Source organism: Acidiphilium sp., assembly GCF_049977125.1.
Classification (GTDB): Bacteria; Pseudomonadota; Alphaproteobacteria; order Acetobacterales; family Acetobacteraceae; genus Acidiphilium.
In genome coordinates, this window is the sequence record NZ_JBMFGY010000052.1 from 9253 (window position 1) to 21677 (window position 12425).

9 protein-coding genes and 1 pseudogene are annotated in these 12425 nt (G+C 65.0%); 4 read left to right on the forward strand and 6 right to left on the reverse strand.

The window, feature by feature from the left end:
- Nucleotides 1-536, reverse strand: a pseudogene (locus tag ACP5E6_RS09840) (M3 family oligoendopeptidase); the annotation flags it as partial.
- A 14-nt stretch (nt 537-550) separates the two neighbouring features.
- Nucleotides 551-2338: an ABC transporter ATP-binding protein gene (locus ACP5E6_RS09845; protein WP_427954056.1), complete on the reverse strand. Its 1788-nt coding sequence runs from the start codon at nt 2336-2338 to the stop codon at nt 551-553.
- A 332-nt stretch (nt 2339-2670) separates the two neighbouring features.
- On the opposite strand from ACP5E6_RS09845, the gene ACP5E6_RS09850 reads away from it, so the two are divergent.
- Together ACP5E6_RS09850 and ACP5E6_RS09855 are read left to right on the forward strand one after the other, a co-directional pair.
- Nucleotides 2671-3039 (forward strand): hypothetical protein, encoded by a 369-nt coding sequence (locus tag ACP5E6_RS09850; protein ID WP_427954057.1) that lies wholly within the window; start codon nt 2671-2673, stop codon nt 3037-3039.
- 71 nt (nt 3040-3110) lie between these two features.
- Nucleotides 3111-5237, forward strand: a complete 2127-nt coding sequence (locus ACP5E6_RS09855; protein ID WP_427954058.1) for a ComEC/Rec2 family competence protein — start codon at nt 3111-3113, stop codon at nt 5235-5237.
- Here ACP5E6_RS09855 and ACP5E6_RS09860 read toward each other — a convergent pair.
- Genes ACP5E6_RS09860 through ACP5E6_RS09875 form a run of 4 tightly spaced genes read right to left on the reverse strand, consistent with a single transcriptional unit; the run spans nt 5158 to nt 9105 of the window.
- Complete coding sequence (locus tag ACP5E6_RS09860; RefSeq protein WP_427954059.1) at nt 5158-6186, reverse strand: glycosyltransferase family 2 protein; 1029 nt, start codon at nt 6184-6186, stop codon at nt 5158-5160. The genes ACP5E6_RS09855 and ACP5E6_RS09860 overlap by 80 nt on opposite strands.
- A complete protein-coding gene (locus ACP5E6_RS09865; protein ID WP_427954060.1) occupies nt 6183-7151 on the reverse strand; it encodes a glycosyltransferase in 969 nt (322 codons plus the stop codon). Before ACP5E6_RS09865 ends, ACP5E6_RS09860 begins: the two co-directional genes overlap by 4 nt.
- The gene (locus ACP5E6_RS09870) at nt 7141-8643 is read right to left on the reverse strand and encodes an exopolysaccharide biosynthesis polyprenyl glycosylphosphotransferase (RefSeq protein WP_427954061.1); all 1503 of its coding nucleotides are present in this window, start codon (nt 8641-8643) and stop codon (nt 7141-7143) included. The genes ACP5E6_RS09865 and ACP5E6_RS09870 overlap by 11 nt, the downstream gene beginning before the upstream one ends.
- Nucleotides 8644-8697: 54 nt before the next feature.
- A complete protein-coding gene (locus ACP5E6_RS09875; RefSeq protein WP_427954062.1) occupies nt 8698-9105 on the reverse strand; it encodes a GtrA family protein in 408 nt (135 codons plus the stop codon).
- Between the two features lie 308 nt (nt 9106-9413).
- Here ACP5E6_RS09875 and ACP5E6_RS09880 point away from each other — a divergent pair, with 308 nt between their 5' ends.
- Both ACP5E6_RS09880 and ACP5E6_RS09885 read left to right on the forward strand, forming a co-directional pair.
- Nucleotides 9414-9911, forward strand: coding sequence for a (2Fe-2S)-binding protein (locus tag ACP5E6_RS09880; protein WP_427954063.1), 498 nt, complete (start codon nt 9414-9416; stop codon nt 9909-9911).
- A gap of 65 nt (nt 9912-9976) precedes the next feature.
- A complete protein-coding gene (locus tag ACP5E6_RS09885) occupies nt 9977-12382 on the forward strand; it encodes a xanthine dehydrogenase family protein molybdopterin-binding subunit (protein WP_427954064.1) in 2406 nt (801 codons plus the stop codon).
- Nucleotides 12383-12425 lie beyond the last annotated feature (43 nt).

The window sequence follows — 12425 nt, forward strand, 5'->3', positions numbered from 1 at the left end:
AACGCCCAGCGCGCGGCGGCGGCGCGATGCCGCGTGTCGCGATCGAGGCTTTCGCCATAGGGGGTCAGGCCGGCGAGATTGACGGTTTCGCCATCGAACTCGAATTTCGCCGAGGCCAGCAGCGCGGTATAGCTCGCCTCCAGCTTCGATTCCTCCTCGAGATCCTTCGCGATCGCCGGCGCGAAGGTGGTGACGTCGTTGCGCCAGATATCTACCGCGTGCTTGCCGTAAACCCCTTCGATCCGCGCGGCATCGAGGGCGAGCAGCCGGTTCTTGAAGCTGGTTTCATGATCCGCGATCACGGGTCCCAACTCATCGGCATATTCGCGCGCGGCCTTATAGTCGGCGTTCGCGGTATCCTGCGAAAACCGCAGATGCACGAGGGACGACCATGTGCCGGTCGCCCGGCGCAGCCCTTCCCATTCCGCCAGCGCCTCGGCCACCGCGTCGCGGTCCAGCAATCCGTTCAGCGCCGCGTAGGCTTCGGCCAGGCTTTCGCGCGTCGGCTTGACGGCTTCGATCTCTTCGAACTTCATCGCCCCATTCCTCTTCATTGTTGCGTCATCAATCCCAGCGCCTGACGCTCGAACAGCCGGCGATAGATGCCGCCATGTTCGGCGATCAGCGCCTCATGCGTACCTTGTTCGACGATCCGACCCTGATCGAAAACCAGGATGCGGTCCAGCGCCCGGACGGTCGAGAGTCGGTGAGCGACCACGATCACGGTGCGTCCGGTCATCAACCGCTCGACCGCCTGCTGGATCAGCGCCTCGGATTCCGAATCGAGGCTGGCCGTCGCCTCATCGAGAATCAGGATCGGCGCATCGGCGAGAAACGCCCGCGCGATCGCGACGCGCTGGCGCTCACCGCCCGAGAGCTTCACCCCGCGCTCGCCCACCAGCGTGCGGTAGCCGTGCGGCAGGCGCATGATGAAATCATGTGCGTTCGCCAGCATCGCCGCGTTCTCGATCTCCGCCATCGTCGCATCGGGGCGGCCGTAGGCGATGTTTTCCGCCAGCGAGCGATGGAACAGGATCGGCTCCTGGGCCACGATCGCGATCGAGGATCGCAGCGATTCCTGGGTCACCTGCGCGATGTTCTGACCATCGATCCGGATTTCGCCGCCGGTGACATCGTGCAGCCGCTGGATCAGCTTGACGAAGCTGGTCTTGCCCGAGCCCGAATGCCCGACCAGCCCGACCCGCTCGCCCGAGGCGATGGTGATCGAAAGATCCTCGAACAAAGGCGAGACATGCTTGCCATAGGCGAAATCGACCCGGTCGAATTCGATCTCGCCGCGCAGGATCTGCGCCGGCATCGCGCCCGGCCGATCGGCGATGGCGAATTTCTGGCTCTCCATCCGCACCATGTCTTCCATTTCGTTGACGGTGCGCTGCAGGTTCGCAATGTGGTAACCCACGTCGCGCAGATAGCCGAGCACGATCAGATAGGCGGTGATCACGGTGGCGACCTCGCCGGGCGAGGCCCGCCGGATCCACCAGAGATACAGCGCCAAGCCGATGATCGCGACGCGCAGCACCATCAGCGCCGCCGCCTGCCCGGTGCCGACGAGGTTGCCGCGATACCAGTAACGCCGGGTCCGGTTGCGCCATTTACCGACCACGCGCGCCAATATCGCATCCTCCCGGCTTTCCGCGGCGAAGCCTTTGACCACCGCATTGCAGGAGATCGCATCGGCCAGGGCCGCCCCCATCGCGGTATCGCAGCGATTGGAGAGTTGCGAGGCCGGCGAGACGTAGCGCATTTGAAACCACACCGTGGCGCCGACATAGAGCACGGCGCCGATGGCGATGAGCGCGCCCATCGCGAGCGATTTCACCCCGAGCATCACCGAGGTCCCGGCCAGCACCGCGAGCGCGGGGAGCAGGGCGATCAGGATGGTGTCGTTGAGCAGATCGACCGCCCAGATCCCCCGCGTGATCTTCCGCACGATGGCGCCCGCGAAATTATTGGCATGCCAATCCGAGGCGAAGCGCTGCACCCGGTAGAACGAATCGCGCGCCATTTCGCCCATCATCGCGAGCGTCAGCCCGACGACCGAGCGGTAGCCGACGAAGCGCAACGCGGTCTGCGCGACGCCGAGGGCCGCGATGATCGCCAGCGCCGTCAGCGCCGCATGGAGCGAGGCCGCATCGTGCGTGGTCACCGCATTGATCAGATCGCCGGCATAGAGCGGCATGAACACGTCGGTCATGGTGGCGGCGATCATCGCCAGCGCGCAGATTGCGAACAGGACACGATGATCGAACCAGCGGCGGCCGACGAAGCCGAACACCGCACGGAATGGCGATGCCAGTTTTTGGTCATGGAATGACATCAGCGCTTTATGATCCCGCTTTCGCGACATCACCTCTCTCAAGGCAGACATTTGGATGGAACGGAAACGTCGCGCGATAATGGCGCGGCGCGGCTAAACCCTAGACTTCAATCAACCGACGCTATCGATAGGAATCGGGAATGCGGGTCATGCCGCCGGAGGCATACAATGGATTTGTCATCAGTGCCTCCTCTAACAAAGTTACGAAGTCTTCTCTGTTAATTTACACGGAGATCATTGTCCAGCAAAAAATGCGATGCGCCGTCCATGGCGCGCGCGCACGCCCTGCGCTCTTCTTGCAACGCGTGCATTTATGATAAATCCAGAATATCATGATGATCTCCCTGAACTTTCTGATCGTTGCCGCCCTGCTTGGCGGTTATCTCGTCGCCTTTCATCTGCGCGCGGTGCCACCGCCGCCCGCAGGATGGATGATCGGCTTGGTCCACGGCACGATCGGCGCGGCCGGGCTGCTGGAGCTGGTGGTGGCGCTGGCGGGCCATCGGCCGCCGCGCACGGCCGGTCTCGGCGGCTTCGGTGTCGGCGCGGAGGTCCTTTTGGCGCTGGCGATCGCGCTCGGCCTGCTGATCGTGGCCAGTGCCCGGCGGGGGGGGCGTCCCTCCGGCCTGGTGATCGGCGCGCATGCGAGTGTCGCGATCACCGGGATTGTTCTCGTTCTGACCATCGTGATGCTGCGTTAGATTTCGCTTTGCCGGATCAGGACCACGGCCTAGAGTAAATCAATCACAGGTTGAGGCCTCCGGTGGATGGGATGCTGATCACGGCTGAACGACCGGCTTCGGGGAAAGCACGCGCGGTCGCGGCGCTGAACCTGTGGCTGATGGCGGAGCGGGGCCGATTATTCCTGTTTCTGCCGGTCGCGATGGGGGGCGGCGTTCTGGTCTATTTCGATCTGACGCGTGAACCTTCACTCTGGGTTGCCGCCGGCGCCGTCGGGCTCGCGCTGGTCGCGCTGGTGGCGACGTGGCGCTGGCCGGTGCCGCGTGGCATCGTCGCGCTGGCGCTGGCGGCGGCGCTGGGTTTCGGTCGCGCGCAACTTCAAACCCTGGCAATGCCCCCGCTGCTCGCGGTGCCGCATCACGGCGTCACCATCACAGGTCGAATCGTCGGGGTCGATCTGCTGCCGACCGGGCGGCGGATCAGCATCGCGGCGCCACGGCTGAACCATGGTCCGCCACAGGCGCGCGCGGTGCGGGTAAAACTCCGGCGTGGCGATGACGTCGCGGTAGAAGCGGGCGACACCGTCCGATTGCGCGCCCTTCTGTATGGCGCATCCCGCCCTGCCTATCCGGGCGGCTGGAATTTCGGGCGTGACCAATATTTCGCCGGGCTGGGGGCGGTCGGCTTCGCGATCTCGCCGCTCGAGGTGATCGCGCGGGCGCAACCAGGATGGTTCAGCGCGTTGCGTCAGCTCCGCGAGGCTATCGCGGCACGGATTCTGGCCGATCTGCCGCTCGATACCGGCTCCATCGCGGCCACGCTTCTGACCGGCTTCGAGGATGCCATCCCCCCCGCCGAACGGCAGGATTTCATCACCGCCGGCCTCGCCCACATCCTTGCCGTCGCCGGTCTGCATATCGGCATCGTGATGGCGACGCTTTACGCGCTAACCCGGTTTCTCGTTGGTTTCTCGGAGTTTCTACTGCTGCGGGTTCCGGCGAAAATCATCGCCTCGATCGTCTCCTTCGCGGGCGGCGCGGTCTATGCGGCGCTCACCGGCTTTCACGTCCCGATCATGCGCAGCCTCGCCATGGCGGCGCTGGTGCTGGCCGGAATCATCGCGGGCCGGCGCGCCCTGTCCCTGCGTGGCCTGGCCCTCGCCGCTCTGGTCCTGATTCTGCTCGAACCCCAGGCGGTACCCGGCCCGAGTTTCCAGATGAGCTTTTCCGCCGTGCTCGCGCTCATCGCGGGCTATGAGGCGGTGGGGCGCCGCTTTGTCGTCACCGGCGAGGGTCATGGCGCAAAGCTGATCCGTCACATCGCCGCGCTGGCCTTCACCTCGTTCCTCGCCGGCGGCGCCTCGATGCCATTCGCCGCCTATCATTTCCAGCAGATCGAGCCCTATTACGTGCTGGCGAACCTGATCGCGGTGCCGTTGACGGCGCTGGTGGTCCTGCCGCTCGGCATGGCCTCGCTCGTGCTGATGCCGCTGCATCTGGAGCGGATCACCCTGATCCCGATGGGCTGGGGCATCACCGTCATTCTCCGCGTCGCGCGCATCGTGGGCAGCCTGCCGCATGCCTTGATCGAAATCAGCCCCAGCCCCGGCTATGCGGTGGCGCTGATCGCGATCGGTCTTGCGTGCCTCGGATTGTTCCGATCATGGCTGCGCTACGCCGGCCTCGCCCCGATCGCCATCGGGTTGATCGCAATGACCCTCGGTCGCGCGCCGGATGTGCTGATCTCGCCCACGGCCAATCTGGTCGGCGTGCGCGACGGCCACATCGTGCGCATCGTCGAGGCGGGACGCGTCGACAAATTCACCCTCGACCAATGGCGCCCGGTGTGGGCCGGCGATCGGGTCAGGGCCGGACGCGCGGATGATGTGTGCGACGATGGCCGGTGCCGCTTCGATGGCGGACGCGTGCTCTACCTCGCCGATCGCGCGGCGGCGGCGCGCGGTTGCGCCGGCGCGCGCGTGGTCGTTTCGTCACGGCCCCTGCGCGGCATGTGCCGCAAGCCGGGTCGCATCGTGATCGACCGGTTCAGCGTATGGCGCGAGGGCGCGATCGGCCTGTGGTTCAACCCGTCGGTTATGCCAGCGGGCGTACCAGGGGGCGTACCAGGGGGCGTAACGGTCAGGACCGACCGGATGGTACAGGGGGCCCGACCCTGGGTGCCAGCCTGGCCGGTGCGCTGGCATCGGTATCAGCACTGATCGCGGCATCGGTGCGGCCCATCAGCCGGTGCGCGGTTTCATGCGCCATGATATAGCCGCGGCTGATCACCCCGGCGCGCCGACGCGGGCGACCGGCGGCAATCCGCACCGCTTCGATCGTCGCGGCAATCGTCGCACCCGCCCGTCCCGCCAGCACGCCGCGCGCAAAATAAATCAAACCGCGCGGCAGCATCCCCGCATAGCCGTGCCAATCATGGGCGATCATCAGGCGGTTGCGCACAAAATACCGCCAGCGCTCGCCCTGCCACGCCACCCGCGCCTCGGCCGCCACCGCATGTGTCACGGCCAGATCGCCATGGTGCTCGATATGCCATCCGGCCGCGATGGCGCGGCGCGCGAACTCGTATTCCTCCCAGGCAAAAAACAGCGAGGCATCATAGCCGCCCAGACCGTCGAAACACGCGCGCGACAACGCATGCCCGCAGCCGACGAACGTTGTCGTGGTAAAGCGGCGCGCCGCGGCGGCGAGCAGGGATTTCGGGTAGCCCCAACTCGTCGCATCGAGCGCGGTGCCATCGGCGGCCAGAATACGAAACCCGATCACGCCGAGGTCGGGCAGAATGGCAAGCCGCGCCGCGGCATTTGCCACGACATCCGGCGTGCTGAATACGGCGTCATTGTCGAGCGCGATGATGGCGCGGCCATGGCCGAGTGCGGTCGCGAGATTCCGCCCGCCCGGAACGCCGCGATTTTCCGCAATGCCATAGAGAGCGACATTTCGAAGCGGCGTCACCGCCGCAATCAGCCGCGCCCGCATCTCCGCCGGCGAGTTCTGGTCAAGGACAATAACATGGTGATCACACCCGGTCTGCGCCGCCGCCGACCGGATCGCCGCAACCGTCGCCTCGGCGCGCAGATGACTGAGAATGACCACATCCGCATCGTAACGCCGCGCGGGCGGCGGTGTCCCGGCGAGTAATGCGATCATTCGCCGAACGCCGGTTGCGCCAGATAAGCGAGGCGCTTCGTCTGTTTGCGGCCGCGCGCCACCGAATCCAGGATAACCCCGCAAATGAAGGCGGAAAACGCAACCAGCTCAACCCCGGTCGCCAGCACGGCGGTCGGCAATCGCGGCACCAGCCCGGTCTGGATGAAGGTGATCAGCACGGGAACCGCCAGCAGCAGCCCCGCCAGCCCGAGCGCCGCGCCGAGCGCGCCGAAAAACGCCAGCGGCTTCTGATCGCGCAGCAGCGTCAGGATCATCCGGCCGATCCGGAAGCCATCGCGCCACGTATTCAGCTTGGAGGTGGAGCCCGCGCCGCGCGGCCGATAGGGCAGGGCGAGTTCGGCGATCGGCAGATCGAGTTCCAGCGCATGCACGGTCAGCTCGGTCTCGATTTCGAAGCCACGCGCCATCACCGGAAATGATTTCACGAAGCGGCGCGAGAACACCCGATAACCCGACAACAGATCGCTCATCCGATCGCCGAATAAATGCCGCACCATGCCGGTGATCGCGCGGTTGCCGAACTGGTGGAACTGCCGGTAGGCGGCGGTATCCTCGGCGACCCGCGCCGCGACAATCATATCGAGCCGCTCCGCGCGCATCCGCTCAACCAGCGCGGGGGCGGCGCCGGCATCGTAAGTGCCATCGCCATCGACCAGTATATAGTAATCCGCCTCGATATCCGCGAAGGCCCGGCGCACGACATGCCCCTTGCCGCGCAGCGATTCAGAGTGAAGTTCCGCCCCTGCCCGCGCGGCGCAAGGCGCGGTCGCATCGGTCGATCGATTGTCGAATACCACGACCCGCGCATCGGGCAGCGCACGCTGGAAATCGGCGACGACCGTCGCAATCGCGATCTCCTCATTATAACAGGGAATGATCACCGCAATCCGCGGCGCCCCCATGCCATAGCCGGGGCGTCGTATGACATCGCGCTCAAAATGCATTCTGGCCTCCAAGGACGGCAGGAACGGTGCGCAGCAAAATCGCGATATCGAGCCAGGGCGACCAATGCTCGATATATTCCAGATCGGCCGCAACCCGGGCGGCCACCATGTCCGGATGCTCGGTCGGCCCCCGCAGGCCACGCACCTGCGCCAAGCCGGTCAATCCGGGCTTGACCCGGTGACGCACGCCATAAAACGCCGTCGCCTGCTCGAAGGTGAAATCGCCGGCGCTGGTTTGCGGCGCGTGCGGACGCGGCCCGACCAGGGACATATCGCCCCGCAGCACATTGAAAATTTGCGGCAATTCATCGAGCGACAACCGGCGCAGGATCGCCCCGAGCGGCGTGATCCGCGCATCATCCCGCCGCGCCTGCGCCGTCACGGCCCGGTTGAGTGGTGCTGATCGCATGGTTCGGAATTTGAACACGGTGAAAATCCCCCCATCCAACCCGACCCGGCGCTGGCGGAACAGAATCGTCCCCGATGGCAGGAGCAGCAGCGCGATCACCAGCATCAGCGGCCCGAACACCACAAGGAGAACGCCGCCGCCGAGCACATCGATCGCGCGCTTATACGCCGCGCCGAGCCAATGCAGCGGCCGATCCAACACCGTCACCATGCGCAGGCTCTGACCGCGCGCGACACCCCCCGCGCCGATTTCCGCCACAGCATCGAACGCGAGGCGCACCCGCACCGGCTGATCCGCCAGGCTCGCCAGCAGCGTATCGATTTTCCGCCGCGCCGCGCCATCATCGGAGCGCCGGGTGAACACCAGAATATCGTCAATCTTGCCCGACCTGATCATCGCGCCAAAAGTCTCGGCATCCGCGATCATGCGCAGCCCCGCCGATTGCGTCATTCCCCAGGCGAACATAAACCCCAGCCGCTGACCGGCCAGTTGATCGAGCCGGGCGCGCAAGCCCCGATCGCAATGCCCGGTCATCACCAGCGCAATGCTTCCGTGGGTCGCCCCGATATCCGCGCGCCGCCACCACAGCGCGACCAATCCCCGTTCAGCAAAAATCAGGACAGCGGCAAAACCGAACGCGACCACCGCCCAACCGACCGAGGCCGCCAGCGGCAGCGAGGTGGGCGCGGTCCGCAGCAAGGCAAAGCGGAGCAGAATCATCACATGCGCCGCGATCAGCCCGCGCAGGATCGCCCCGGCATAATCCTGCGGCGCGCGCGCCGGCCCGCACCGGTACAGCCCCGCCAGGAGCATCGTCACCACCGTGATCACCCCATAGCCGATCCAGCTGTTGGTGCCGGTCGCCAGCGTCGGGCCGGGACCCATCAGCATCACGGCAAGTTTCGGCGCCGCCAGAGCCGCGCCAAAATCCGCCGCGCCGAGCAGAATGACGCCGCCGTACCAATCCAGCACATGACGCCGGCGATACGTGTTCAGGTTGCAGGATTTTCTGCTGGTTTCAGCGCTGTAGAGCGAGTCCGGCGTTGCGGCACCGGCTAAGACGCGGGTGTCCAAGTGAGGCATTGCAATTCAGCTCCGCCCTTGATCTGCAAAATGCAACTCAAGGTTTAGAGAGCTTTAAACGAAAACCAGGCGCCGCGAAAGCAAAAAATTAACTAAAAACCCCGATGCAGCGCCGGCTGCAACCGCCAATACCGGATAATGCCGCGGCAATATGAAGAGAGCGAGCAACAGCGAATACGCGCCCCGGTTGAGCATGAAACCGATCAAATTGACCGCGAGAAACCTCAACCATTGCGTGTGAGCGGCCCGATGGCTGCGACCGTGAAACGTCCACAGCCGGTTCAACGCCCAATTCGCGCTCGCCGCGATGAAATACGCCGCCATCCCCGCGCCATACAGACCAAGGCTGGGGATCAACGCATAAACCGCGCCGACATCGAGGCAGAAGCCCATCACCCCCACCATGCCGAACCGCAGAAACTCCCCCCCGGCCGCGCGATGGCGCTCCGGCAGGCGGGACACAACAAGATCGATGGGTGAAAAACGAACCGGCACACCCCCCGATACCAGCCCCCGCCCGCGCCGCAAACCCGCAGGGCGTGCGATGGAGCAAAGAAAGCAAGCCCTTCTTTTTTTGGAAAAAAAGAAGCAAAAAAACTTCGTTCCTCGGGGTCCGTGACCGTGAAAACGCCCGTGCCCCAGCTCCAGCAAGTTTTTTGCTTCTTTTTTCCAAAAAAGAAGCGCTTTCTTCTCGCCCTGCCTGCGCCAACTGCACTTGACCAAATCGTTTCCTCACCATCATCATACGAGTCTCAGGCACGGAGGAACCCATGGCCCAAATCAATCTCACGGTGAACGGCAAACCGGCGCACGCCGAGGTCGAATCCCGCACGCTGCTCGTCGAGCTCATCCGCGATCATCTCCACCTCACCGGCACCCATGTCGGCTGCGACACCAGCCAGTGCGGCGCCTGCGTCGTCTCGGTCGATGGCAAATCGGTGAAATCCTGCACCATGCTCGCGGTCCAGGCCGAAGGCGCGCACATCACCACCATCGAAGGCCTCGCCCGCGCGGATGGCACGCTCCACCCGATGCAGGAGATGTTCCGCGAACATCACGGCCTGCAATGCGGCTTCTGCACCCCCGGCATGGTCATGAGCGGGATCGACCTTGTGGAATCCCACCCCGAAGGCCTCACCGAACAGCAGATCCGTGAAGGCCTTGAGGGCAATATCTGCCGCTGCACCGGCTATCACAACATCGTCAAAGCCATCGCCGCCGCCTGGCCGCTGATGCACGAAAAGCAACTGCCGCAAGCCGCCGAATAAAGAGCGCGCCGCGACCACCGCACCGGTATCATCCGGTGCGGCCACGATAATTCGGGAGAATATCCATGAACGACATGTCAAATCCGGTGATCATCAAGGGTGGCATCGGCGATTCCCCCAAGCGCACCGAAGACCACCGCTTCCTCTCCGGCCACGGCCGCTACACCGACGACATCAACCGCCCCGGTCAGGCCCACGCCGTCTTCAAACGGTCGGACGTCGCGCACGGCACCTTGAAATCGATCGACACTGCCGCCGCCCGCGCCATGCCCGGCGTGATCGCCATCTTCACCGGGGAGGACATCGCAAGGGCCGGCCTCGGCGGCGTCCCCTGCGGCTGGCAGCTCCACAGCAAGGACGGCTCCCCGATGATCGAGCCGCCTCACCCCATCCTCGCCCAGGGCCAGGTCCGCTACGTGGGCGACGCCATCGCCATGGTCATCGCCGAAACCACCGAACAAGCCAAGGACGCCGCCGAAGCCCTGGTCATCGACATCGAAACCCTCCCCGCCGTCGCCACCATCCGCGCCGCAATCGCCGAAGGCGCGCCGCTGGTCCATGACGATGCCAAAGGCAATGTCTGCTTCGACTGGCACATCGGCGACAAGGACGCGGTGGAAGCCGCCTTCGCCACCGCCCACAAAATCGCGAAGATCGACGTCGTCAACAACCGCCTGATCCCCAACCCGATGGAACCCCGCGCCGCCATCGGCGAGTTCGATCAATCCTCCGGCGACCACACGCTCTACACCACCAGCCAGAACCCGCACGTTATCCGCCTGCTGATGGGCGCCTTCGTCCTGCACATCCCCGAACACAAGCTCCGCGTCGTCGCCCCCGATGTCGGCGGCGGCTTCGGCGCCAAGATCTTCCACTACATCGAGGAAGCCGCCGTCACCTGGGCCGCCGCCCAGATCAACCGCCCGGTGAAATGGACCTGCGAACGCGGCGAAGCCTTCATCACCGACGCGCACGGCCGCGACCACGTCACCCACGCCGAACTCGCCATGGCGGAAGACGGTAAATTCCTCGCCCTGCGCGTCAAAACCATGGCGAATATGGGTGCCTATCTCTCCACCTTCGCCCCCTCGGTGCCGACCTACCTCTCCGCCACCCTCCTCGCCGGCGTCTACACCACCCCGGCCATCTACGGCGAAGTCAAAGCCATCTTCACCAACACCGTCCCGGTCGACGCCTATCGCGGTGCCGGCCGCCCGGAAACCACCTTCCTGCTCGAACGCCTCGTCGATGTCGCCGCCGAAGTCATGGCCATGGACCGCGTCGCGATCCGCCGCCGCAATTTCATCCCGGCCGACGCCTACCCCTACCAGACCCCGGTCGCCCTGATGTACGACAGCGGCAACCACGAAGCGACGCTCGCCCGCTGCATGGAACTGGCCGACTGGTCCGGCTTCGAATCCCGCCGCGCCGAAGCCGCCTCACGCGGCAGGCTCCGCGGCATCGGCATGTCCACCTACCTCGAAGCCTGCGGCATCGCCCCCTCCGCCGTCGCCGGTGCCCTCGGTGCCCGCGCCGGGCTCTACGAAGTCGCCAATATCCGCGTCCACCCGACCGGCTCGGTCACCGTCTTCACCGGCACCCACAGCCACGGCCAGGGCCACGAAACCACCTTCGCCCAATTGGTCGCGGACCAGCTCGGCATCCCCTTCGAATCGGTCGAGATCGTCCATGGCGACACCGCCAAAATCCCCTTCGGCATGGGCACCTACGGCAGTCGCTCCCTCGCGGTCGGCGGTTCCGCCATGGTCAAGGCGATGGATAAAATCATCGCCAAAGGCAAAAAAATCGCCGCCCATCTGATGGAGGCCTCACCAGACGACATCGAATTCAAGGACGGCAAATTCACCGTCACCGGCACCGACAAATCCAAAGCCTTCGCCGAGATCGCCATCACCGCCTACGTCCCCCACAACTACCCGATCGAGGAGATCGAACCCGGCCTCGATGAAACCGCCTTCTACGACCCGAAAAACTTCACCTTCCCCGGCGGCTGCCACATCTGCGAAGTCGAGATCGACCCCGAAACCGGCGTCCTCAAGCTGATCAACTTCACCGCGGTCGACGATATCGGCCGCGTCATCAACCCCATGATCGTCCACGGCCAGGTTCACGGCGGCGTCACCCAGGGCATCGGCCAGGCCCTGCTCGAACACGCCATCTACGACGAAACCGGCCAGCTCCTGTCCGGCTCGCTGATGGACTACACCATGCCGCGCGCCGATAATCTCGTGAACTTCAAAATCGGTACCGAATCCACCCTATGCACCCACAACCCGCTCGGGGCCAAAGGTGTCGGCGAAGTCGGCGCCATCGGCAGCCCGCCCGCCGTCATCAACGCCGTCGTCAACGCACTCCGCGATTACGGCGTCACCCATATCGACATGCCGGCCACCGCGCAGAAAATCTGGTCGATCATCAATGCCGGCCCCACCCGCCGGGCCGCCGAATAACCCGCATCGCTCAACGGAGATCCGAACATGTACGATTTCACCT